This is a genomic window from Ruminococcus sp. OA3 (assembly GCF_022440845.1).
Lineage (GTDB): Bacteria > Bacillota > Clostridia > Lachnospirales > Lachnospiraceae > Ruminococcus_G.
The window spans coordinates 166,448-191,398 of sequence record NZ_JAKNTO010000001.1; the positions used below are offsets into that span (position 1 = coordinate 166,448).

Here is a 24,951-nt window from a genome sequence, read left to right on the forward strand (position 1 = left end):
ATAGCACAATCTTTTCCGTGAGCAAGGGCTGGATGAAGTTTTACACTTTTTTAATGCAACATTTACGGTTTCACCTTATACTGTAATTATATTGCCGTTAACACATCATACAATGCAGAGCGCCGAAAGGAGGACTCCATTTTGCAGGAAAGCCGCTTATTTAAAATATTATATTACCTGCTCGACAGAGGAAAAGCCACCGCAACCGAACTCGCCGAACAGTTTGAGGTGTCTGTCAGAACAATTTACCGTGACATCGATGTGCTGAGCAGCGCCGGAATTCCTGTCTATGCGGTGCAGGGAAAAGGCGGGGGAATCTCTCTTTTAGAGGGCTATGTCATGGATAAAACTTTCATTTCCAGAGAAGAACAGCAGCAGCTCATAATGGCACTGCAGAGCCTGCCCGCGGCGTCCCAGGAGATCGGCGGCCTTCTCATGAAGCTGGGAGCCATGTTTCAGCAGAACAGTCCGGACTGGGTCCAGGTTGATTTTTCACGCTGGGGAAGTACCAAATCAGACCAGAAAAAATTCTCACTCATAAAAAATGCGGTACTGAACCGCCAGTGTCTGTCATTTCACTACTTTAACTCTGCGGGGAAAGGGATGCACCGAAAGGTGAAGCCGGCACGGCTCCTCTATAAAGGAAATGCATGGTATCTGCAGGCATTCTGTCTCCTGAAAGATGATTACCGGACCTTTAAGATCAACCGCATTGACCGAATTCAACTGCTGGATGAGTACTTTTCTGAAGCCCTGTATCCTCCGCACTCTGAACCCCAAGTGAGAGACCTCACATATCCGCTGATCCGTCTAAGGTTTGATGCTTCCGCAGCCTACCGGGTATTTGATGAATTTGACATGAAGGATATTGAAGTTCAGGATAGCGGGGATCTGATCGTTTCCCAGTGTATGCCGGAGGATGCCTGGCTCTATAGCTACCTGCTGTCATTCGGCGGACACGTCGATATACTTGAACCCAGGCGGGTGCAGATGAGACTTGCAGAAACTGCAAAGGAAATGTACCGGAAATATTCAGGCTCCGACCTTAACCTGACATGATGTGTCAGGTTAACAGTGTTATACTGAATACACAAATAATCATTTAAAGGAGACCATCATCATGGAATATATGACTGTTGACCGTGAAAACATTGGTAAAGAGCATATCTGCTGCTGCATCACAGACAAAAAGGGAGAAAATGGCGTCGCATCGAAAAAGTCCTGGATGAAAGACCGTTTTGAGGAAGGGCTAGTATTCCGCCGTTCCATTACAAGAGGAAAGGTATTTATCGAATATATTCCGGCAGAATATGCCTGGTATCCGATCACCGCTGACGGCTACATGCACATCAATTGTTTCTGGGTATCCGGGCAGTATAAAGGTCATGGCCATGCAAATGAACTGCTTGACTACTGCATACTGGACGCCCGTGCGAAAGGAAAAGCCGGCGTGACCATTATTGCCTCTGATAAGAAACGTGGTTTTCTCTCAGACCCGGACTACATGAAGTATAAAGGGTTTCGGGCTGCAGACGAAGCTGATCCGTTTTTCGTGCTGTACTATCTGCCGTTTTCTGAAAGTGCACCCGTGCCGGTGTTCCGGGAGTGTGCAAGACACGGTAAAACTGAAGAGACGGGTATGGTCCTTTACTATACCAGCCAGTGTCCTCATACCGCCAGGTACGCATCTCTCATCCAGTCCGTGGCAGTACAGCACGGACAAACGCTCAGCCTGCATAAGATAGAGACAAAAGAACAGGCTCAGAATGCGCCCACCCCTTTCACCACGTACAGCTTCTTTTATAACGGCAGATTTGTTACCAACGAAATTCTCAGTGAAAAAAAATTTGAAAAATTTCTGCAGCAGAATATACCGTGAACGTTCACTGTAAGGTGTGGATTTCCAGCTTTACATATGTAAATATTTTACCAACTTCATAAAATTAAAAGAATTTTATTGCAAAAAGTATTATATATTACTATCCATTTTACCAAAATCGCAATATTATAATTATATTCTTCTACGAGAGGTAGAATACAACTTAAATATGACTTTTGGAGGGTTAGTAACATGAATATGTACAAATGGGTGGACAAGTTAATCTATGAAGAAGACAAGAAAGCATTCCCGCTCCTTTCTTTTCCTTCCGTACAGATGCTGTATGTGACAGTTAAAGAACTCGTAACCGACAGTAATTATCAGGCTCTTGGCATGAAAATGCTTGCAGACAAATATCCGATGCCGGCAGTGGCAAGCTTCATGGATCTTTCTGTAGAAGCCGAAGCCTTCGGAGCACGTGCGGTGTACGCTGCCGACGAAGTCCCGACAATTATCGGTAAGATCGTTGAGACAGAAGAAGAGGCCGATGCCCTCCGCGTCCCGGAAGTCGGTGAAGGCCGTACCGGTATCTATGTTGAAGGTGTAAGAAAAGCTCTCAAGCTGATCACCGACCGCCCTGTGTTTGCGGGCTGTACCGGTCCGTTTTCTCTTGCCGGCCGTCTGATGGATGTCAATGAGGTCATGCTGCAGTGCTATGAGGAGCCGGAACTCGTTCATAAGATCTTAAGAAAAGCAACCGATTTTCTGATTGCATACATTAACGCCTATAAAGCAGTCGGCGCACACGGCATCATTATGGCGGAACCGCTGGCGGGCGTACTTTCTCCGCAGCTGATTCAGGAGTTTTCTACGGAGTACGTCAAGGAAATCGTCGAGGCAACCCAGGAACAGGGATTCATCATCATTTACCATAACTGTGGAAATTATACGATTCAGCTGATCGATCAGATTCTGGATACCGGCTGCCGCGTCTTCCACTTTGGCGATGCAATCGATATGCGTGCAATGATGGAGCTTATGCCCCCTGACTGTGTGGCTATGGGAAATATCAGCCCGTCCCAGCAGTTCAGGAACGGTACCCCTCAGTCCGTCAGGATCGAAACGGTACGTCTTCTGGAAAACTGTAAAGAATTCCGAAACTTTGTCATCTCATCCGGCTGTGATATTCCGCCGCTGACAGAATTTGAAAATATTGATGCATTTTTTGAAACTGTTGATTCATTCTATTACAAACAACGCCTCTTAGATATCATAATGTAGCCTTTTTCTATCCCTTTGGGAATTCCTTCATTAGAAAAAGGGCAAAGATTTTCATAAAGTCTTTGCCCTTTTTCACTTCTTGTGATATCTTTATGGTATACACTAAAATTTTTACAAAAAGGGAAAGAAAGTACTATCTATGGATTCCATATTAATTAAACAGGCACAAAAATACTGCCGTCATTTTGAAACACTTTTCGATATCCACTGTATACCGGTGGACTGTACAAATAATACGCTGTATCTGGAAACGGACGTTACCACGGATCTGTGTAAATCATGTGAGAAACATCTGGGATCCAGATGCTATGGGATTAACGCTTTTATCCATGGCTGTCAGGAGGCATACCGCTGGGACGGTATGTACATCTATTTCTGCAATCTCGGACTCGTCCTCGTCTCCACGTTTATTTCCGATGAAAAGGGAAATCTGTCGGGTGGAATCGTTGCAGGTCCGCTTTGTATGGGCAACATGGATGACTCCCTCTCGGAAATACCGAATTCTGACCTGCGGAAGATCGTGGCTGAGATGCCCTGCTATCCGCCGGAACAGATCCAGAGTCTGGCTGAGGTCATGTCAGCCATCACCTCCTATATCTCCGGTATATCCCATGGCAGAGCCGGCCGTTATTTCTACAGCCAGGAATCTCTGCTGAATAACATCTATGCAGAGAAGATTAAAAGTTTCTCCGAAAATGATTACTATACATACCCGATTGCCCAGGAACGGCGTCTTCGCTCGGCAATCAGAAATCGTGACAAAGAAGAGGCAGAAAATGTCCTGAACCAGATTCTGGCCTACATCTATGTGTCCAACAACTCGAATCTCGAGGCCATCAAACCGCGTATCACGGAACTGATGATCGTTATATCGCGTACAGCCGTTGACGCCGGGGCAGACATGGAGAAGATCGACCTGATCACTCAGAATTCACTGAAACACGTGGACACCTTCAAGACGATCGAAGACTTAAGCGCCTGGGTATCGAATATCATGCACAGCTTTATCTCAAGCACCTTCGACTACGACCGCCTGAAGCATGCAGATACAATTCACAAGGTAGACAAATATATCCAGACACATTATCAGCACAAACTGACGCTGGATGAAATAGCCTCAAAGACATATCTGAGCAAAACCTACCTGTGCAGCATCTTTAAGAAAGAAACCGGTGAAACCATCACCAACTATATCAATAAAGTCAGGATTGAGAAAAGTAAGCTTCTTTTTTCGGATGAAAAACTTACCATCGTTGAGATTGCGAACATGTGCGGTTTTGAGGATCAGAGTTATTTCACCAAGATTTTCAAAAGCTATGTGGGCATGACGCCCAAAAAATACAGAGAGAGCCGTAAGCGCTGATGCTTACGGCTCTCATCTTTTTTATATTCGTTACAGCCCCCACCTCACCGTACTTCCCTTTGCAGTCCGTGAAACCACGAGCTTCCTGTCAATCTGTTCTTTCAGTTCAGATACATGAGAAATGATTCCCACCAGCCGGTCCGCACCTGCCAGTTCATTCAGGATGGCAATGGCCTGTTCTCTTGCTTCATCATCCAGTGATCCAAATCCTTCATCGATAAACATCGTATCCATCTGGATAGCTCCGGCGGTGCTTGAGATCACGTCAGCCAGCCCAAGCGCCATGGAAAGTGCCGCCAGAAAAGATTCTCCTCCGGAGAGCGTCTTGACATCCCTGGTACTGTCCGTGACCGGACTGTAGACATCCAGGTCGAGTCCCGCCTGCCCCCTCGTCCCCAGATTCTGGAACTCCCGGCAGCGCAGCATCAGCTGGCTGGATGTCATACGAACAAATCTCCTGTTCGCACACCGGATCACCTGTTCAAAAAACTGTCTCTGGATATATGTCTCCAGATCGAGTTTCACGCTGCCCCCCAGCGTTCCGTTCGCCGTTTTGGAAAGAGTCGTCAGCACATCACACTTTTTCTGCAATCCCTGCCGTTCTCTCGCCAGGCGTTTCAGGGCCTCCTGTGATTCTTCATTTCTCTTATTTCTGCCGTACCATTCCCGGCTTTCCTCTTCTAATTTCCGCTTTTCTTCTTTCAGTTTTTTAAGCGTTTCACTGACAGCCGCCTCATCCGCCCACTGCTTGTCCTGCGTCTGTTCCCGGTAAAAGCGCAGGGCTTCATCCGCCCGGATCACAGATTCCCGGTAATTCTCAAGTGTCTCCTCCATCTTCTCCAGCTGCCACTTTTCAATCAGCGAGGTTCTGTATGATTTCTCATCTTTAAATCCTGCTTCTGAAACAGCATGAAGATACCGTTCCTGCGCCTCCCGCAGCTGCTGTTCTTCATTCCTTTTCGTATCTGTGAGCTGTCTTAGCTGGCCTTCCATCCCGCTGATCTCCTGAAGGATTTCCTGGTATATTCCCTGTTCTTTTGCCCTTGCCTCCTCCAGCTGCTGTTCCAGACGCCGTACTTGTCTGTCGGCATTTTCCAGCGCCTTTTTATACTGTTCTGTCTGCTGCTGTGTAGGCGCGGCATCAGGCAGGGACGCCTTGACAGGATGATGCACGGAACCGCACACAGGACATTGCATCCCCTCTTTCAGATTCTGTGCCATGATTCCAGCCTGTGCCTGTAAAAACTCCTCACGAGCTTTTTCATACATCAGCCTGCAGTTTTCAGTATTTTGTACTGCCTTCTGCTGACTGGTAGAAACTCTCATCCGCGCCTCCACTGCCTCCCACAGGCGTTTTGCGGCACTTCCGTTTTCCCCTTCCAGCAGACGAATCAGATTGTCAGGCTCTGATTTATAACAGTCGGCCACGTTTTTTGCCCGCACGACACCGCTCTTAAGCTCGACCGCCTGTGTGGACAGTCTCCTGATGGTCGCCTCCTTCTGTGCGCATTCCTGTTCAAAAAACTGTACTTTTTCTGCCTTTTTCGCTGCCTCCATCCTGACTTTCAGCTCTTCCATCGCCTTCCGCCTCTCTGAAAGCTCACGCTTTCTTTCTTCCGCCTGTTTCAGGCCTTCAAACAGCTGATTGACCGCGCGTACGGCTTCCAGTGCAGCGGCCGCCTGCCCGTATTTCTTTTGGTTTTCCTCAATATACACTGACAACCGCTTCATCCGCTTAACTCCGTCGTCGGTCATCTCCAGGAGCATGGGCAGGATCAGATTAAAATCGGGTTCCAGCTCCGTCCTTAACTCCTGCTCCCACTCCTCCTGGCGAGTAAAATCCGGCGGGCATACTGCGTGCTCCATCTCCCGTCTGACATTCCTCTTATTCTCTGAAAGCTCTTCCTGGCTCTCCCTGGCTTCCTTCTTCAGCTCATCCTGTATTCTCCGGTAAATACCGGTATCAAAGATCCTTGAAAAAATAAGTCCCCGCTCCTGTGACTGGGCGTGCAAAAGGCGCAGAAAATCCCCCTGCGCGATCATGACCATCTGCGTAAACTGCTGGACATCCAGTCCTATGATATCCACGATTTTCTGGTTAACCGCCGTTTTGTTACCCTCATATGCACTGCCATCGGGCATGATCAGTTCAACTTTCGCCCGCTCTGTCGTCCGCCCACGCTTACCGTCTGCATCTCTTCTCTTTTTTTCCCGCAGATATTCCGGATTCCGCCGGACTGTATACTCTTCTCCACGATAACAGAACGTAAATTCCACATATGTCCTGGCGGAAAGATCCGCATACTGGCTGCGCATCATGCCGCCGTCCCTTTTCTGCCCGCTGGTGCGGTCATACAATGCATACGTAACGGCATCAAATATCGTAGTTTTCCCTGCTCCCGTATCACCTGTGACCAGAAAAACTCCCTGCTGCACGTTTGAAAAATCAATGACTGTCTCGCTGGCATAAGACCCGAATGCAGACATGACCAATCTCACAGGCTTCATACCACTTCCTCCTTTGCCCGATCAAGTATGCTCCTCATGATCCTGTTTTCTTCTTCCGTCATCTCACGACCCTGCATCTGCCTGAAAAAACCTGCAAAGGCCGCTCCGGGATCCTGTTCCCAACGCACCCCGGCCACTTCATCCAGCAGACTGCGTGTCCTGCTGTTTTCCGCTTTCACTTCCAGAATGCGGGGAAATACACGTTCCAGTAGTTCACGGGGCTGATACAACTCTCCTTCATCTGTCAATGTGACACTGACATAATCCTCACACCGCTCTTCCTCAAGCAGCTCAGCGAGAGTACCCTTTCTGCGTGTGACATCATGCAGCGGCGACAGCGGAAGTGTCCGGAACTCTGGCTCCTCTCCTTTTCGGTTCAAAGTCACCTCAAGCAGTGCCTTTTCCTGCTTCCATTCACTGACAGAGTATTTCAGCAAAGTCCCGCAGTAACGTACCCATGGTTCTTTCACTTTCTGCGCCCCGTGGATATGTCCCAGCGCAGCATAGTCAAACCCTGTAATTGCCTGGATATCCACATTATCCATACCCCCCACATGAACCGTCTCCGAGTCACTCAGTTCAGGGGCATGGCTGCCCGCGGTATAAAACTGATGAGAGACCAGCACATTTCTTTTATCAAAATCAATCTCTTCTCTTCTGATCAGTTTTCTGACCGCCTCATCATAACTGTCTGCCCGTTCTCCCTCAAGCGCCTGGCGCACATATCCCGGCTTCACAAACGGCAAAAGGTAGAAACAGACCTCCCCGTAAGCATCTTCCAGCGTTACCTTTGTCAGTCTGTCCTGCGGCGTTGCCGGTGGTACAGCTGCAATATAGATCTGGTTGTCCTGCAGAATCGAGCTTGCATACTGCAGCCGTCGCGGTGAATCATGATTTCCGCTGATGATCAGGACAGGAATCTGCGGACGTATCCTGGAAAGTTCTGTTAAAAACTGATCGAAAATGGCTACCGCCTCTCCTGACGGAGCCGCCTTGTCATAAATATCGCCTGCGACCACGATTGCATCCGGTTGTTCTGCCCTCGCATATTCTGCAATCTGATGCAGTATCTGTGTCTGGTCCTTCTGCAGATTGTAATGATGCAGCTGTTTTCCGATATGCAGGTCTGACAGATGAAAAAATCTCATAACGAATCCTCCCGGTTGTTCCTGTATTGTGCCAGATAGAAAAAGCTGTGCAGTCCCGGGCCGGGAGCTGCAGCAGCTTCATTATCTTTCAGTTCTGTTCAATTATATCAAGCAGCTGTATAGCCGTAAGCCCGCGTACAGGGTGACACACATACGGTGCGATCTGGCACAGTGGCCTTAATACGAAATCACGTTTATGCATTTCAACATGTGGTATATGCAATTCCTCTGTATCGAGTATCAGATCGTCATAGAGCAGAATATCGAGGTCAAGTGTCCTCGGTCCCCAACGCACGACACGTTCCCTGTTGGCCTCCTGTTCAATCTCGTGCAGACGATCCAGCAGTTCCTCCGGTGTCAGGAGGGTACGGATCTTCATTGCTCCGTTTAAAAAATCATCCTGTTCTACCCCGCCGTACGGTGCAGTGGTTATAAAATCAGAAACTCTCTCCACAATACACCCTTCTGTGTTCTGAAGCCCTTCTACTCCTGCGCTGAGATATCTCTCTTTATCGCCCATATTGGAGCCAAGTGCAATATAGGCGCTGTGCCATTTTCGGAAAATTTCTACCGATACTGTATCAAGTGGCAGTCCAACCGGCGCCCAGGGCTTCTGAATTTCCAGCCGTACCGCCTGCAGATGTTTGATTTTCAGCAGCATCTCCCGGGCAAGGCGTTCCGCCACGGTCTCCAGCAGCTGAAACGTATAACGCTCCACAAACTGCTTGATAAAATGACTGACCTCTCCGTAGTTAATGGATTCCTCCAGAAGATCCGTCATTCCTGCTTTTCTGGTATCCGTATATAAAACAGCTGAGATGACAAACTTCTGACCCAGCACATTTTCCTCGGGAAATACCCCGTGTTTTGCAAAAATTTCTAAATTATTAATGTGTATTTTATCCATGGTTTCCTCTCGTGCCGCATTTACTGCGTCTAAAATCAGGGATGGGTGAAAGTTTTCTTTCAATTTTTCCTCACAGGCAGTCTACTTTCCAAGAATAGCTTCCGTCATCCGTATCGCCCTGTAATTCTCCTTTACATCATGTACTCTGACAAAGGCACAGCCTGCCCTGACCGCCAGCACCGTAGTTGCAAGTGTTCCCTCCAGACGCTCCTGCGCCGGAAGGTCCAGGGCCAGTCCAATCACGGATTTCCTGGAAGTGCCGAGAAGTACCGGAAAACCGAGTCCCGCAAACTCCTCAAGACGCCTGATCGCTTCCAGATTCATCTCATACGTCTTGCCAAATCCGACTCCGGGATCCAGAATTATTTTGTCGTCAGCAATTCCTGCCCGTCTTGCGATATTCACGCAATCCTGTACTTCTGACAACATATCCCGGAAAAAGTCTCCATAGACCGCTTCATCCTTATTATGCATCAGACAGCATGCCGCCTGATGTCTGGCAATAACATCCGCCATTTCTTCATCATATTTCAGGCCCCAGATATCATTGATAAGATCCGCTCCCGCCTGGATAGCCGCAGTGGCAACACCCGGCTTATAAGTATCCACCGACACCGGAATATCAAATCTCTGTTTTACAGCCTCGATCACCGGAAGCACACGTCCGATCTCCTCATCATCAGAGATCTTTGTATAACCCGGTCTGGTCGATTCTCCTCCGACGTCGATGATGGAAGCTCCGTCCCGTATCATTTTCTCTACATGGCCAAGCGCAGTATCCATCTCATTCCACTTCCCGCCGTCCGAGAATGAATCTGGCGTCACATTTAAGATCGCCATAATATATGTTTTGTTCTTTACGTCAAATTCCTGATGTCCAATCTTCATTTCCGGCTCCTTTATAATATCAATACTGAATCTGAAGGTTTTTCTTCTCTTCAGGCCAGTCACACTCTTCCTGCACCGGGCAGGAAAAACAACAGCGTGACATCTTATCTGCCTTATAAAAAACCCTGCCAAAGTCGGACTGACCCGCCCTCCTCCGGTGGCTTACAACTGCATCCAGAATACATTCGCACTCCGTCTCTGAAAATCCGCATTCCGGCAGAATCTCAGCTGCAATGGCTGCACTGGCTTTCTCATGGGGAATTCCCTCCTCATACTGCTGATGTCTTCCGATATCATGCAGAAGAGCAGCGGCATAGATGATATCCTTCGGGATACCCAGCCCCTCTTCCAGCGAATATATGTAAGTAAGCCTTGCCGTGTCCAGAAAATGTTCTACCGTATGGCGGCAGAATTTCCTCTCTTTTTCCCAGAAGAGTACTTTCTTTAAATGTGCCTGATAAACGGGGTGATTCCAGATATCATTCACGCGTTTCATATCATTGGCCATATTTTATTTAACCTTTTACCATCTGCATAAACATCTTCTGCAGTTCAAAGTCTTTTTTAAATTCGCCCCTTGCCACAGTTGTCACGGTTTTGCTGCCCGGCTTTTTGATGCCGCGCATCGTCATACAGGTGTGTTCTGCTTCGATCATAACCATAACTCCCCTGGGATCCAGACTCTCTTCCAGGGCATCAGCCACCTGGGAAGTCATCTTCTCCTGAATCTGTGGTCTTCTTGCATAGACATCGACAGTCCGTGCCAGTTTGCTCAGACCTACGACCTTCCCATTTGGGATATAGGCAATGTGCGCCTTTCCATAAAATGGCAGCAGATGATGCTCACATGTGGAGTAAAAGGTAATATCCTTTTCAATGACCATCTCATTGTTATCCACGGAAAACTGCTTGGACAGATGCTCTGCAGCGTTTTCATACAATCCGCCGTAAATTTCTTCGCACATTCTTGCAATTCTGGAAGGTGTTTCAAGCAGCCCCTCCCGTTCTACATCCTCGCCGATTCCTTCGAGCAGCATTCTGACTGCCGCTTCAATCTTTTCTTTATCCATCATAAAAACAGGCTCCTTTTTGCTCTTTTTCATATGTTCTGGAGACTGCTTTCCATAAAGTGAAAAAACATCTCCATAATGTGACAGACATATGACTAAAAATATCCCTACACAATATGAGATGTTATCCTCTATTGTTGCAACGGGTGCAGATCTCATATCGTAAGACGAGCTTTTCGTTTCGGCGGCAACTCCCCATCCGCTGAACACTTGACGCATGAAATCCTATTTTGCATATTATCCTTTTCATTTAATCCCAATTATAGCACATAAATCTAAAAGCGCAAGGAGTATCTGTATTTTCCAAATTATATTACATTTCGATACTTTTCCTGCAATTTTCTTGAAAATACCCGGCTGGTAAATGTCGTCGTTCCAAACCGTGCGACCGGCATAATGCCAACCAGGCTGTTCGTAACAAAAGCCTCGTCAAATTCCTGCACCTCGTCCGGGTATATAATGCGCTCCTCAACGTCATATGTCCTGATCAGGTAGTCACGGAACACGCCCTGGAGCAGCCCGCAGGAAACATGCGGTGTCACAAGCCTTCCCCCTTTTACAAAGAAAATGTTTGTCGTGGCCCCCTCTGTCAGTTCTCCTTTCATATTCAAAAACACCGGTTCATCGTAACCTTCCCGGAGCGCCCTGCGCTTCTCATGGTAATTATCTCCATAGTTCAGAGACTTGACATAAGTAAACGGTGATGTCTCATTTCTTTTCACCCTGCTGATCTCCAGAGCATAACCGCGCTCGTAATCAGCAGCTTTGTAAGTATTTCCACGCGATGCAAATATTACATTTTTTTCTGTTACACTGATCTTCAGGACTCCCCGTTTTATCAGATTCTGTTTCAGATACCGTGAAATGCTTCTGGCATTCACTTCGTCTTTCCATGTCGGGTTGTCAATCCCAAGTTCCCGGATACCGCGTTCCATTCTTCTTAAGTGTTCTCTTAAAAAGACGGGTTTCCCATTTTCTACTGCAATCGTCTCAAAGACACCGATGCCAAAATGAAATCCGTCATCCATCGTCACTGCCGTCGTTATCATAAATAGCCTCCAATACCGCTTTTGCCTTTTGCAATGTTTCTTCATATTCAAATTCCGGTTCTGATTCACAGGTAATACCGCCGCCCACCCCCAGATGGTAGATCCCATCCTGATAAACAGCCGTCCTTATCACAATGTTCATATCACAGTCCCCATTTAAAGAAAGGTAACCGACAGACCCGGTATAGAGCCCGCGTCTGCTGTGTTCCAGCTCATCAATGATCTCCATTGCACGAATTTTCGGCGCGCCGGTAATAGAGCCTCCGGGAAATGCTGCCCGGATAAGGTCCATGACATCCAGGCCTTCTCTCAGCTTCCCGATGATCTCCGTTACCAGATGGAAGACTGTCGCATATGTCTCCACTGCAAAATGTTCTGTCACTTTCACACTTCCGGGTTCACAGACATGATTCAGGTCGTTGCGTTCCAGGTCTACGATCATAAGAAGTTCGCTCCTGTCCTTCTCGGAATCAGCAAGTTCCTGCTTAAGCGCCAGATCCTCCCCGGGCGTTTGGCCCCTCCTGCGAGTACCCTTGATTGGCCGTGTCTCGATCCATCCATCCTTCATACGCATAAACCGCTCAGGAGATGCACCGACGATCTGAAAATCCCCATAATTCAGATAACAGCCAAAAGGAGAGGGGTTGTGGGTCCGCAGATATCGAAACGTTTCGTATGGAGGTCTGCTGCTTTTCGCTGACAGCTGCTGTGTCATATTCGCGATATAGATATCACCCTCAGTTATATACTTTATCATATCACAAATTGCACATTTGTACCCTTCCTTTTCAAAATTAGCTGTAAATTCCGCCTGCCGTACCTGTTTTGGGGGAATATATCCACTGTAACTCACATTCTTCACCCAGGTGTCGATTCCGGAAGCCGTCTGCTGCGCATCCGACAGCTCTCCTCTGACCGTCACGTAAAGTTTTTTGTCCCTGCAGTCCTCAACCAACAGCACATCGTAAAAAGTAAAACACGCTTCCGGCATAACAACGTCTGGGGCATGTCTGCTTTCAATCCCTTCGAATTTTCGGCCATAATCATAAGTCAGATATCCGATGGCCCCAGAGATCAGCGGAAGCCCCGTGTCATGTTCTTCCCTGTTTTCCCGCAGATATTCTGATAATGCTTCTTCCATCGACACCGCAAGCGGCTCGCCATTTCGGTAACAGACTTTATTTTTTTCACAGAAAGTCAGATACGGCTGCAGCCCGACGATAGAATATCTCCCCAGGTCATTTTGCAGCGAGGAATCTAAAAATACTGCCTGCGTCTGTTCATGACAGCTTTCAAACAGCACGGCCAGCGGTACATAAGTCTCTATTGCTTTTACCAGTGTCTTCATATTCTCTCCACCATTTCTCACAGATTTTAATAAAATTATGCAGCAGCTCATGGCCATACTGTGTCAGCACCGCCTCCGGGTGAAACTGTACCCCGTACACCGGAAACTTTCGGTGGCTGATCGCCTGTATTGTTCCGTCCAGAGAACGCGCGTCGACTTTCAGACAGTCTGGGAATCCGTCCTCACACACAATCAGCGAATGATAGCGCGTCACCTCATATTCCGTAGGAAGTTCCTGAAACAGCCCCCTCCTGTTATGCTCAATTTTTGTCACCTTCCCATGCATGGGACGGGGACCTTTCTCCACCCTGGCTCCAAATACATGTCCGATGATCTGGTGTCCCAGGCACACCCCCAGAATCGGTACCCTGCCTGCCATGCAGCGCGCAATCTCCCCCGATGCCCCGCAGTCTGCGGGGCTTTTGGGACCCGGCGATATAATGATTCCCTCCAGCTGTTTTTTGCGGCGCATACTTTCCAGCATCTCTGCACTTACTCTGTCATTTCTGATTATCATGACGTCCCGGTCCAGTTCCCGCAGATAGACTGCCAGGTTATAAACAAATGAGTCATAATTATCAATCATTACATACATTTTCGTTCCCTCCTGCTGTACCAGTTTGTTTATCATGTGACAAACAAAAAACCGGAAACAGACATGTTTCTTCATGTCTGTTTCCGGCAGTCTTCCAAATTACTTTGGGCACACCTTCGTTATTTCATTTGCATCATACCATACACATACGGATTCGTCCAGATATAAAATCCTCTGTTCTTCATGTTCTCAGATATGGGAGAATCCCCCTGTACGCCTCGTAAAGCTGTTCATATGAAATCCGGCAGTTTGCCGGGCTTGTGGATGGCAGTATGGTCACCGGAAGTTTTGTCTCCTGCTGACAGTACTTTCTGTAAAGCGCCCCGGCTTTCGTCCCGGTCGCAAATACAGCCTGAATGTCTGCCCGTTCCAGGATCCGGCTCATATCATTCGGCACTGGATTTTTGATGCTGCTGTCATCTGCACCGCAGATCTCACAGCCCGACAGAACATCCCAGACGGCAATGCGGTGTGAAAGTGCAAACGCAATCTTCTCTTCCTTCGTCTGAGGGAAAGAAGCCTGGCAGACATCCGCCATCACCTTCCAGAAACGGTTTCTGGGATGTCCGTAATAGAAACCGACTTCGCGTGATTTGGGCGAAGGCATCGTACCCAGCATCAGGATTCTGGAACGTTCATCAAAAACCGGTTCAAAATCATGTGTCACCTGAACTGACTCTGGCATCTTCAAAATACCTCTTTCAATATCTTCCAATTATCGCTTTCAATATTATCATGATACCGTTCCATGCAGATGCACAGATTCCGGCTCTTCTTATCCATGCGGACAAAGCCTCCCTTAAGTCCGTGGGTGGTGATATATTTACTGAGCACCTCAAATTTCCGGGGTGAAAAAATGTCAATGTCTTCGCTCTTTCCGGTACGGTCAAATCCGCCTTTGGTCTCGATGATCCACAGCTCCCCTCTGACACTCACAATATAATCCGGGTAGAAGGATCTCTGCTTTCCAAAATTATCCTCATAGACGATCGAAAAATATTCTGCGCCCTTGTCTCCGTTCTTATAAAGCCAGTCCACCGGCTTGCAATCCTGGCAGAATAATTCAAAATCCTTTTCAGATGCCGACCGCGGCTCCGCCGATGAGAGATAGCCTTTGTAGACATTTTTCGTAAGCTCTTCCTGGACTTTTGCGGTACTGTCATACGTGAACATACATGTCTTCGGAATCGTAAAATCCACAATCGTCCTGGCATTTGCCTGCAGTATTGGCTGACGCATGATTTCCGCCATGGCATGGCGGACGGCATACTTAAGCCGCTCAATATTATTCAGTACAAATGCATAGACTTCCCGGGTCGTAAGCAGCAGGATCTTCTGTGAGTCCCTGCTGTTCGCATCGAACAGCCTGCGAACGATCGTATTCATCTGGCTGTAAGTGAGTCCCACTTTTCTTCCGATATCCGCTACATGGTGATGATAATCGCGCCCGTGTTTATGAGTGTCCAGAGGCACGTCAATCGTAATGACATTCATCCCCTCACGCTGTGCGTCGATTGCCTGTTCCAGTGTGATAACGCGTCCGGAGATCGTATAGTTCCTGATGTTCGCATCGAAGATATATCCGTTTGCCTCCAGACGTGTCCTGTTCTCAGAAATGCCTGCATCCGTCCCGTACTCCTTATGAAACCATTCCCGGACAGCACGCAGCGCCTGCACTGCGTCCCGTGCAATGGGCACTGAGGTCTTCTGCTCGCTTTTCAGCACAAATTCATAGTTCAGCGGTTTAACGTACAGTTTCATGGCATCCAGTGCATTTTTTCCCAGATACGTGCGGACACCCTCCGTAAACTTCTCATCCATGGTATACAGATAACAACTGTCCAGCAATTCACTCTCATAATGCCTTGCCTCAGGCATCCTGCGGATTCTGCCGATCGTCTGAATCTCAAATGTCTCGCTCATATTATCCCTGAGTTTCACAAGAATATGCGCCCTAGGACAGTCCCATCCTGTGGCCACCGCCTGCTTGATGATAATCGCCGCCGGCTTCGCATCCGGTTCTTCGATTCCTTCAAGATTCTGTTTGCGGTTGGACAGCCAGATCGCCAGCCGGCCATTTTCGTATGTAAGGCCTTTTGCCTCAAAATACCGCTCCACTTCGTCTTCCAGTATATCCGAGCGGTTGGGAATCTGTACGATGATCAGAGGGTGGATACTGCTTCCTCTGCGCAGAAATTCCGCATGGAGCTGCTGCTGCTTTTCCAGTGCCTTGTCAAGCAGATATCCGGTCTGGCTTTCAACACTGATATTCTGCGCAAAGTCTTCATTGATGATCAGTACCTTTTTGATCAGCCCCTCAGCGATCACGTCCTCTTCCGGTATCTCGATCAGCTCTGCATTCTTATATTTCTTCGGTGTCGCCGAACAGCGGATGATCTTCCCCGCACGAAAAAAATCCATGATATCGCCGGCTTTTATTGTATCATGCTGATGGCTCTCATCCACGATGATCACAAAAGAAAGCCCTTCCTCCAGTGCATGCCCGATATGCTCCAGAAAGTTAGTGCGCTCAGTCTCCTTCAGCGCGTTGTTATCCTTTTTGGTCAGCTTTTCCCAGTTGATAAAGCAGGCGTCGCCTTCCGCAAAGCCTTCTGACATGACATCTGACAACAGCTTTGTATGGCTCCCGTGGATATAACGGTCCATCTTTCCCTTGCTCTGTTCCTCCAGATTGCCTTTTCCCGGCGTCAGCCAGATAAACACCGACTTTCCGTGTTCCCTGCAGTACGTATCCATGAAATGGGTCAGAATGATCGTCTTCCCGCTTCCTGTGCAGCTCTTCAGCACAATATTCTGTGTTTCTCCATCCATGGCATCAAGCAGCCTGCGAATTGCTTCTCTCTGAAAATTTGCCAGTCTGATCTGCACTTTTATCCCTCCAGTTCATGATAGTAATAGTCTGGAACCTCATGTACCTGTATCTTGAATTCCAGACATTGGTATTCCTGTTCACCTGTGAGAAGTACATCCGGTCCGATGTAAAGTTCACAGCCCTCCTTTTCCACGTACTCAGCAAAAAATGCGTCCACCTCCTCCTGAGTGGCTGCAAGAAAGGTATTCTCTGCCTCTCCCCCAAACGAACCATGCTCCAGTGCGATCAGCTCCGGAAGATAACCGATCAGCTCTTCGGCATATTCATAGAACATGCGTCCTTCTACCGGCAGATATCCCACCTTAAAATAAGACAGCCCTTCCTCATACCCCTCCAGCTCCATCGCACGTTTCAGGCGTTCGTAAGTAATGTCTCTGCACAGGTTCTCCTGGTTATTCGTACAGAGAATGAATCTGCGGTTTCCGCCGTCCTCTTTGTTCTTTTTCATGACGGCATGTCCGGTCGTACCTGACCCTGCAAAGAAATCAAGTACCGTTATATCGTTTTCCCGGTTGATCATGTCAATTAAAAAGGCATACAGAGAACTTGGTTTCGGATAATCAAACTGCGGCAGTGAAAGCGCCTTCAGCTCCTTTTGTGCATCCTCATTCGTCCCCACACCGAGACCTGCATTCAGCAGATTCTGAGGAGTTTTGTGGGACAGTTGTCCCGTACGCTGATACCGGATAGAAAATTTACTTGTCTTAACAAGAAAATAAGTCCCCTCGTGTATCTCCTTCTCCAGAGTTTCCTGAACCCATTTATACTCTCCGGAAGCAACAAGCGGTGTTATATTAACTCCGCCTTTTACCTCCACCGGCTGCTCCAGCCGGATCTTCATGCCTGTCTTTGGCTTATAAATCCCATCTTTGATTTTAAAACGCACGCTGCCCGCGGGAAATGTCAAAGTCTTGACACCATTCCCCGTATTTAACAGGGGAGCATCGTCACCGTCTATGCTTCCCTGTGAAAACTGATGACGGGAGTCCAGTGACTTTGCATAGCAGAGGATATACTCCAGCTTTTTTCTGACCTTTTTCGACAGTGCCGGAGGCGTGGATGTCTTCTCCCACAGATAAATACCGACAAAGTTCTGTTCCTGAAACACCTGGTCGCACAGCATTTTCAGCGTGGTCAGTTCATTTTCATCGATATTCAGAAAAATATACCCCTCGGGCTTGAGCAGCTTCCGTGCAAGGACAAGCCGTGAATACATAAAGGATGCCCATTTGCTGTGTCTGAACGCATCGTTCGTATCCACATAGTCATCATCATAAATAAAATCATTTTTTCCCCGGTTATACGGAGGATCGATGATACACAGATCGATCTGCTCTCTGTGTGTTTTCTGCAGAAGTGTGAGTGAGGCCAGATTATCCCCCTCGATCAGATAATTTGATCTATTGCTGCGGCTGATCCGCAGACTTTTCTCTTCCTTCAGATACGGCACGTGGCTGCGAAGTTTCTCTTCCACATGTTCCAGATGACGCTCGAACACCATTCCATACTTCTGGCTTTTTACATGTTTCTCAAGTTCACTCAAGTACGTCAGAAACCTGCCTGTGTCTTCTCCTTCATTCGTAGAAGCGAGAAACGTTCTGATGTCCTGGATCTTCTCCAGCAGTTCCTCCCGCTTTTGTTTTGACAGATTTGTAGACATAAACTTTTCTCCTTCGCATTATTCGTACTGTTTCATCGCCTCGTTCACTGCCTCTTCACAGGCGCGCATCGCCAGAATCGTCTTTTCAAACAGATCATTCAACTCCCAGCCCAGCAGGTCCGCCCCTTTTTCTATCACATCTCTGGAACATCCCGCTGCAAATCTTTTATCCTTAAATTTCTTTTTCAGGCTCTTTACTTCCATATCCATTACGCTTTTGGAAGGGCGCATCAGGGCCGCGGCCCCGATCAGTCCCGTCAGTTCATCTGCCGCGAACAATACTTTCTCCATCTGATGCTCCGGCTTCTCCTCTGTGCAGAGTCCATATCCGTGCGAACATACGGCATGAATCATATCTTCCCCCACACCGCCTTCCCGCAGGAGTTCCGGCGCTTTTTTACAGTGTTCTTCAGGCCACCGTTCAAAATCAATGTCATGGAGCAGCCCGGTAATCCCCCAGTATTCCTCTTCCTCATTATATCCCAGTTCACGCGCATACCATCGCATCACACTTTCCACAGTCAGCGCATGGCGGATATGAAATGCATCCTGGTTATAAGTTGTCAATAGCTTTAATGCCTGTTCTCTCGTAATCTGTGAAATCATCAGTCTTCTCCTTTTTGTCTCTGATGCAAAAATAATGTAAAATAAGCGATCCTGTTATTCCCCGTCCAGTATTCCATGCCGGCTGTCTCCGCCATTTTTCTGGCGTCAATGCAGTATGCAGACAGGCAGGAGTCTTTTCCCATCGGACCAGCAGCCATGGTAAGGCCCTCGATCCCCTGTTCTTTGAACCGGCGAACCAGCTTTTTTGTCATCTCATTATGTTTCTGCTTCTTTTTCCTGAGAGTACGCTCTTCATTAAAATCCTCTACCTCCCACACCGTCTGCAGAATCAATGCCTTTTCATACCGCTCCGCCTTTTTTCTCATCTCCTGCACACTTCCGCATATCGGAGGACACGCCGGAAGTACATTATAATTCCCGCACAGATTATCTTCACAGTATTTTCGGTAATCCGGGTTAAACTCAAGCTCGGATACAGGAATCTCTGCCGTATGGGTAAAGCCCACTGCCTCTGCCATTTTCTGAAGCTCCGTCATAATTACCCTCCTGTCTGAATGAAATTCTCATATACCGATTATACTTCGATTTTCATATGGTTACAATACTGCTGTTTTCTTTTATTTTTGTTTTTTGACTTCGAGTGCAATACCCCCGACGACAAAAACTGCCCCCATGCAGATACAGGAAATCAAAATAATAAGTTTGATATTGCCGTCGATGTAGGGATCTGACCACCTGCTGAAATTATGTACAGGAAGTGCGAACGGTATCCCCTCTAATACACCATTGATAGCCCCGTTGACCAGATAGCTGTATATTCCTGTGAGAAAACAGCAGATTCCTGTGAGGAACAACGGATTTAATCTGATATACCGGATAACCAGCATAAGAATCCATGGGAATATCAAACCAATCGCGGTAATCGGACACGCTGTCTTCAGAAACTGGTCTGCTGTATTGCTGTACCAGCACGCTCCAAGTATCAGCAGAAACAAAAGAAATGTATCCACGGTAAAACAAAGCAGTGTCCTGTGCCGATAAAGACCTCCCGGCAGCGGCAATGCACGCAGTATAAACGGAAGAAAAATCACTACCGCTGCAAACAGAATTGAGATAAACGTGATTCCAAACCAGTTGCCTCCGGTATAGACACAGCAGGTAAATAACAACAGGTTCAGCGATACATAAAAGGTGGCCAGAGTCCACACCGCCCTGTTCTTTTTTAATATCAGTGGCAAACTCGTCAGTGAGAAGGCCGTCAGCACCGCTGTCAGCACGATAAAAAACCAGGACAGTCTGTGATTGACCGCAAGGTTCGTGATCAGACAGGCCAGCAGGCCTCCTCCATACAGAATATAAAAAACCCAGGCGTATGCCTTTACCATATTACGGAATTTTTGCGCCTGCCGTTCCATTTCACGCTGCCTTACATCTTCACTCGCCGTCACCAGTTCGTGTTCCGTGATTCCCAGCACTTCGCAGATATCTGACACCAGTGAGATGTCCGGATAAGAAACTCCTCTCTCCCATTTGGATACGGCAGACTCAGTCACAAACAGCAGCTCTGCCAGTTCCTTCTGTGTCAGCCCCTTTTCTTTTCTCTTTTTAATGATAAACTTTCCAAATGTACTTTTTTCTTTCATCAATTTGACTCCCTTCAGAAGATGATAAAGCCGTTATATCAATTCTGTCCACAAAAGTCAATGAATTGCCGTAAAACAGGCACACGACCGTTAAGCCAGCACTATTATCGGGCATAAAGCCGCTCAAGCGCCGGCCACAAAAACCGGTTGGCGGACCAGATGGACGGATACTCTTCCATGGACAGCGGACACTCACCCGCTCCGTTCTCAATCGTCACCGATGGAATTCCCCGCTCAAGGACAAAGTAATCACTGCAGCCTGCGCCGTCCTGCGCATCCTGTACACTGGACACCTGTTCATATCCGGTCACACGGCTGACCGTCTGAGCCAGTTTCCGGTCCTGGTCCAGCAGCTCACCGCCGCAGCCATAGTCCCAGTAAATGACATTTCCTGAGGAGTGATAGGAGACGGTGCAGGTCAGCGGATACTCCTCTGCTACCGAAAGGATCGCTCTCACTTCAGGCTCAGATTCCGGATACGGTCCTTTATAGTGGTCCGCAGATGGTATTGAGACTCCCTGAAAGAGTTCCCATCCCGAATCAAAGTTCCGGTTCAGGTCTACACCGCGGGCATTGGCTTTCCACCTTTTCCAGTATTCCTTCCTGTTTTTTTCTGCTTTTCCCGTACACATGTCATTCTGGTAACACTGCTCCAGTTCTTTCCGAATTCCGGCATGCCGTATCCCCTCGATTCCCCGCTGGCTGATGACAACTCCGTCCGGATTTGACATCGGCAGTACGTGAAAACACACCTGCTCAAGCAGCTCATTGTAATTTTTCAGTGCTTCCTCAATCTGCTGCACCGCCAGAAGAGCGTTCATATACTCTCTTCCATGGATTGCTGCCTGAATCAGAATATGATACCTGGACTGCGTGCTGCCAAGTACCGCTTCCAGAATCTCCCGTCCATCAGCTGTTCTTGCACGCGCTTCCACCTGCAGCCTCTCAGGGTTGCTGTATACAAGCTGATCCAGTTTTTCTTTTAACCATTCATATAAACACACTTCTGACATTCTCAAATACTCCCGGCGTAACCCATTCCGTACAAATATATGCATAAAAGAGGCACTGTTCCACCGGATATATCGTGAAACAGCACCTCTATTTTTATTTCATGCGGCCTAGAAACTGCCATCCTCCGATATTGCTTTCGGAAGCGCGAAATCTGTAGACGTACTGACGAAGACCTTTTCTTCTGCCGAGCGCAGGATTCCTTCCATCACTTCCAGAACATGCAGTGCCATATCCCCTGAAGCCCGATTAATCCGCCCTTCTTCGATCGCATATGCCATATCCACCATTCCGATACCCCGGCTGTTCTCTGCCTGACTGATGGAATTATATGGATGTCTGACTTCAATCTCCTCCCATTGAGTCTTCAGCATCTCTTCGGAGCGGGGCATGGCAAGCCAGCGGCAATTCTTCTGTGTCCTCAGCAGAACTTTTCCCCCGAACAGATTCGGCCCGTCACACGGATCTGGTTCCAGCATACACAGCGTTCCCTTTGTCCCGTAAAGTTCCATACGCGGCATCTCTGATTCCCAGACATCAAAGCTCACACACAGATTAATGACAGCCCCGCTTTTGAACTTCAGGTTTGCGGTAATATGCGTGTCAACATTAACCGGTATCTCCCTGCCCTTTTGTGCTTCGCTTCGAATAATCCGCGCATCTTCTGCCCGCGTGCCCATGGCGCAGATACTTTCCACCGGACCAAGAAGTGACACAAGTGCAGTCAGATAATACGGTCCCATATCGAACAGCGGTCCTGACCCCGGCTGATAATAAAAGCTGGGATTCGGATGGAACCATTCCCATCCCCGGCACACCATACTGGCCATACCGCCGATGACATTTCCGATCGTTCCGCTATCCAGAACGCTTCTGTACTCCTGTAGTCTGCCTCCCATAAAAGTATCGGGCGCACAGCCAACATAGAGATTTTTTTCTTTTGCAAGAGCCATGATCTCCTGCCCCTGTGCAAATGTGGCTGCAAGCGGTTTTTCGGAATACACATGTTTTCCAGCCTTCAAGGCTTCCAGATTGTAGTAATAATGCACGTCCGGCGTAGTCAGGTTTAAGACGATATCGACCTCGGGATCCGCAATCAGGTCTTCTCCCGAACCATATGGTTTTGTAAACCCATACTCTTCCGCTTTCTTTCCGGATTTCTCCAGACTTCTGGTCGCACATGCATACAGTTCCACAACATCTGAATACTTTTTCAGATTGTTCAGGTAAGCACGGCTGATGTCCCCGACCCCGATAACTCCTACTTTAAATTTTTTCATTCTGCTACCCTCTCTTATTCGTATTTTAAACAAAAACACCCCAAATGCTTTGTATTTTTCATTATACAGCATCCATTTTCAGAATGATATTTAATTCTTGCTTTATTTCGCATTTCTTTTATCTGAATGTATGCTATAATAGATATTATGAAAATATTGTTTCTTCTATTAATTCTGGCTGCCCTGATACTGCTGCTGACCGCAGCGGTGAGCCTGTATATAACAACCACGTCAAAAAACTTCATACTGACAGAAGATTCTGCTGCCAGGGAAACAGGTACCGACTGTATCCTCATTCTGGGAGCCGCTGTCTGGAAAGGCCAGAAACCAAGCCACATGCTGCACGACCGTCTGTTGACCGGAGTCAGCCTTTACCAGCGCGGCGTTGCCCCCAAGATTATCGTCAGTGGTGACCATGGCAGACAGGACTATGATGAGGTCAATGTCATGAAAGATTTTGCCATGCGCTGCGGCGTTCCTTCAAGAGATATTTTTATGGACCACGCCGGTTTTAATACGTATGACAGTATGTACCGGGCCAGAGATATCTTTCAGGCGGACAGCCTTATCATTGTCACCCAGCGCTATCATCTCTACCGTTCCCTTTATACAGCCCGCCGTCTTGGACTCTCGGCATACGGTGTCTGTGCCGACAGGCGTCCGTATGCAAAGCGCATGCACCGAAACATCCGGGAACTCCTCTCCCGGGATAAGGCAGTTGTTATGACCTGCCTGAAACCAAAGCCAAAATATCTGGGACCGGTGATACCCGTCAGCGGGAACGGTGATCTTACCAATGACAGATAGCAAAAGAACAGGCAGATTATTTCTGCTCTTTTGCTATCAGATAATCATTTACCGCCGGATCTTTTATCTGATATATCCGCGTCCACATCTTCGTCTCATCATTTCGCTGCACAGCAGAACGGTTTTTATACAGAAACCGAACCAGCTGGTAACAGTCAATCCAGATCTCATTGTTTCCTTCTTTTTGGGACTCATCAAAAATCAACTGAATGCCAAAATGCAGATGGTACGAATCGATGTTGTTAACATTTTCTGTGGCACTGTATCCGGTCCTTCCCAGATATCCGATTACGTCCCCAGCCTGCACGACCGAACCTTCTTCCAGGTCTTCCGCATAAGGAATGTTCTGACGCAGGTGTGCGTAGTAATAATATCTTTTCCCGTCAAAGCTGCGTATCCCGATTCGCCAGCCGCCGTACTGATTCCATCCCAGCGCTTCCACATATCCGGATTCAACAGCAATGACCGGTGTCCCTACCTGTCCCAGCAGATCATGCCCGAGATGATTTCTGCGATATCCGTAGCTTCGGGATGCCCCGAAATCATCGTAATCCTGATATGGAAAATCCCTGGCGATCGGGCTGAAAGCTTTCAGACCGTATACCTTAGCCCACTCTTTCTCTCCGTTCTCCCCCTCCTGTTCAATCTGATACTCCCCGACCCATCCGTCCAGCACAGCACCATAGGCTTCCCGGTAATATGAATAATATTTCATATCTTTTACCGTATCCTGCATCGTCGTTTCCCCCGATACAAGCTTTTCTGCCAGTTCCGTCATATGAGCCTGCTTATAACCGGAAAAATCCCCGCCGTATTTCGCTCCGAGATATGCCAGCAGTTCTACCCAGTTCAAATGAACCTGTTCCTTCTCCGTCTTTACATCCAGCTGATATGCCGCATCCAGCGCCTCGTAAGGAACGCCAAACTCCACCCATTTGATATACTGCTCTTCGGATTCTGTATTTGCCTGCATACTCTCATACTGCTGCTGATTCCTCATGATCCGGCTGACGGCTGAAAAGATCAGCAGCGCCCCAACCGTAAAAACTACACCCTTCCAATATTTTCGTTTTTTCATAAAAACAAGCCCATATTTCTGGTCTTAATGGCAGTA

At 47.8% G+C, this 24,951-nt stretch carries 23 protein-coding genes and 1 riboswitch; of the genes, 5 read left to right on the forward strand and 18 right to left on the reverse strand.

Annotated elements, in window-relative coordinates; all coding sequences use genetic code 11:
- The first annotated feature begins 141 nt into the window (after positions 1-141).
- From MCG98_RS00840 to MCG98_RS00855, 4 genes are all read left to right on the forward strand, one after another.
- Complete coding sequence (locus MCG98_RS00840) at positions 142-1,059, forward strand: YafY family protein (RefSeq protein WP_240299985.1); 918 nt, start codon at positions 142-144, stop codon at positions 1,057-1,059.
- A 61-nt stretch (positions 1,060-1,120) separates the two neighbouring features.
- Positions 1,121-1,879 carry a YoaP domain-containing protein gene (locus MCG98_RS00845; protein ID WP_240299986.1) on the forward strand — a complete coding sequence of 253 codons (759 nt, stop codon included), beginning with the start codon at positions 1,121-1,123 and terminating at the stop codon, positions 1,877-1,879.
- 192 nt (positions 1,880-2,071) lie between these two features.
- Complete coding sequence (locus tag MCG98_RS00850) at positions 2,072-3,100, forward strand: uroporphyrinogen decarboxylase family protein (RefSeq protein WP_240299987.1); 1,029 nt, start codon at positions 2,072-2,074, stop codon at positions 3,098-3,100.
- A 139-nt stretch (positions 3,101-3,239) separates the two neighbouring features.
- On the forward strand, positions 3,240-4,463 hold the full coding sequence (locus MCG98_RS00855) for an AraC family transcriptional regulator (RefSeq protein ID WP_240299988.1): 1,224 nt from the start codon (positions 3,240-3,242) through the stop codon (positions 4,461-4,463).
- 30 nt (positions 4,464-4,493) lie between these two features.
- On the opposite strand, the gene MCG98_RS00860 is transcribed toward MCG98_RS00855, so the two are convergent.
- The 17 genes from MCG98_RS00860 to MCG98_RS00940 form a co-directional block, all read right to left on the reverse strand.
- Positions 4,494-6,971: an SMC family ATPase gene (locus MCG98_RS00860; protein WP_240299989.1), complete on the reverse strand. Its 2,478-nt coding sequence runs from the start codon at positions 6,969-6,971 to the stop codon at positions 4,494-4,496.
- Entirely contained in the window at positions 6,968-8,119 is a 1,152-nt protein-coding gene (locus tag MCG98_RS00865; RefSeq protein WP_240299990.1) for an exonuclease SbcCD subunit D, read from the reverse strand. The genes MCG98_RS00860 and MCG98_RS00865 overlap by 4 nt, the downstream gene beginning before the upstream one ends.
- Positions 8,120-8,207: 88 nt before the next feature.
- Positions 8,208-9,026 carry a 2-amino-4-hydroxy-6-hydroxymethyldihydropteridine diphosphokinase gene (gene folK / locus MCG98_RS00870; RefSeq protein WP_240299991.1) on the reverse strand — a complete coding sequence of 273 codons (819 nt, stop codon included), beginning with the start codon at positions 9,024-9,026 and terminating at the stop codon, positions 8,208-8,210.
- Between the two features lie 81 nt (positions 9,027-9,107).
- The gene (folP, locus tag MCG98_RS00875) at positions 9,108-9,914 is read right to left on the reverse strand and encodes a dihydropteroate synthase (protein WP_240299992.1); all 807 of its coding nucleotides are present in this window, start codon (positions 9,912-9,914) and stop codon (positions 9,108-9,110) included.
- A gap of 19 nt (positions 9,915-9,933) precedes the next feature.
- A complete protein-coding gene (locus MCG98_RS00880; RefSeq protein WP_240299993.1) occupies positions 9,934-10,422 on the reverse strand; it encodes an HD domain-containing protein in 489 nt (162 codons plus the stop codon).
- A 7-nt stretch (positions 10,423-10,429) separates the two neighbouring features.
- Positions 10,430-10,987, reverse strand: a complete 558-nt coding sequence (folE, locus tag MCG98_RS00885) for a GTP cyclohydrolase I FolE (RefSeq protein WP_240299994.1) — start codon at positions 10,985-10,987, stop codon at positions 10,430-10,432.
- Positions 10,988-11,122: 135 nt separating this feature from the next.
- Positions 11,123-11,219, reverse strand: a riboswitch (THF riboswitch).
- A gap of 73 nt (positions 11,220-11,292) precedes the next feature.
- Positions 11,293-12,033, reverse strand: a complete 741-nt coding sequence (locus MCG98_RS00890) for an aminotransferase class IV (protein ID WP_240299995.1) — start codon at positions 12,031-12,033, stop codon at positions 11,293-11,295.
- Positions 12,005-13,381, reverse strand: coding sequence for an aminodeoxychorismate synthase component I (gene pabB, locus MCG98_RS00895; RefSeq protein WP_240299996.1), 1,377 nt, complete (start codon positions 13,379-13,381; stop codon positions 12,005-12,007). The genes MCG98_RS00890 and pabB overlap by 29 nt, the downstream gene beginning before the upstream one ends.
- A complete protein-coding gene (locus MCG98_RS00900) occupies positions 13,326-13,976 on the reverse strand; it encodes an aminodeoxychorismate/anthranilate synthase component II (protein WP_240299997.1) in 651 nt (216 codons plus the stop codon). Before MCG98_RS00900 ends, pabB begins: the two co-directional genes overlap by 56 nt.
- Positions 13,977-14,157: 181 nt before the next feature.
- Positions 14,158-14,661 (reverse strand): DNA-deoxyinosine glycosylase, encoded by a 504-nt coding sequence (locus tag MCG98_RS00905; protein ID WP_240299998.1) that lies wholly within the window; start codon positions 14,659-14,661, stop codon positions 14,158-14,160.
- Positions 14,662-14,663: 2 nt separating this feature from the next.
- On the reverse strand, positions 14,664-16,865 hold the full coding sequence (locus tag MCG98_RS00910) for a DEAD/DEAH box helicase family protein (protein ID WP_240299999.1): 2,202 nt from the start codon (positions 16,863-16,865) through the stop codon (positions 14,664-14,666).
- Positions 16,866-16,867: 2 nt separating this feature from the next.
- Positions 16,868-18,529 (reverse strand): site-specific DNA-methyltransferase, encoded by a 1,662-nt coding sequence (locus tag MCG98_RS00915; RefSeq protein ID WP_240300000.1) that lies wholly within the window; start codon positions 18,527-18,529, stop codon positions 16,868-16,870.
- 18 nt (positions 18,530-18,547) lie between these two features.
- Positions 18,548-19,135, reverse strand: a complete 588-nt coding sequence (locus MCG98_RS00920) for an HD domain-containing protein (RefSeq protein WP_240300001.1) — start codon at positions 19,133-19,135, stop codon at positions 18,548-18,550.
- Positions 19,135-19,632, reverse strand: a complete 498-nt coding sequence (locus MCG98_RS00925) for a DUF2284 domain-containing protein (protein WP_240300002.1) — start codon at positions 19,630-19,632, stop codon at positions 19,135-19,137. The genes MCG98_RS00920 and MCG98_RS00925 overlap by 1 nt, the downstream gene beginning before the upstream one ends.
- Positions 19,633-19,713: 81 nt before the next feature.
- Positions 19,714-20,739 carry a helix-turn-helix transcriptional regulator gene (locus MCG98_RS00930; protein WP_240300003.1) on the reverse strand — a complete coding sequence of 342 codons (1,026 nt, stop codon included), beginning with the start codon at positions 20,737-20,739 and terminating at the stop codon, positions 19,714-19,716.
- 104 nt (positions 20,740-20,843) lie between these two features.
- The gene (locus tag MCG98_RS00935) at positions 20,844-21,752 is read right to left on the reverse strand and encodes a M14 family zinc carboxypeptidase (RefSeq protein WP_240300004.1); all 909 of its coding nucleotides are present in this window, start codon (positions 21,750-21,752) and stop codon (positions 20,844-20,846) included.
- 108 nt (positions 21,753-21,860) lie between these two features.
- Positions 21,861-23,030, reverse strand: coding sequence for a Gfo/Idh/MocA family oxidoreductase (locus tag MCG98_RS00940; RefSeq protein WP_240300005.1), 1,170 nt, complete (start codon positions 23,028-23,030; stop codon positions 21,861-21,863).
- A 147-nt stretch (positions 23,031-23,177) separates the two neighbouring features.
- Between MCG98_RS00940 and MCG98_RS00945 the strand changes: the two genes are divergently transcribed.
- Complete coding sequence (locus tag MCG98_RS00945; protein ID WP_240300006.1) at positions 23,178-23,837, forward strand: ElyC/SanA/YdcF family protein; 660 nt, start codon at positions 23,178-23,180, stop codon at positions 23,835-23,837.
- A 16-nt stretch (positions 23,838-23,853) separates the two neighbouring features.
- On the opposite strand, the gene MCG98_RS00950 is transcribed toward MCG98_RS00945, so the two are convergent.
- Positions 23,854-24,915 carry a M23 family metallopeptidase gene (locus tag MCG98_RS00950; protein WP_240300007.1) on the reverse strand — a complete coding sequence of 354 codons (1,062 nt, stop codon included), beginning with the start codon at positions 24,913-24,915 and terminating at the stop codon, positions 23,854-23,856.
- Between the last annotated feature and the right edge of the window lie 36 nt (positions 24,916-24,951).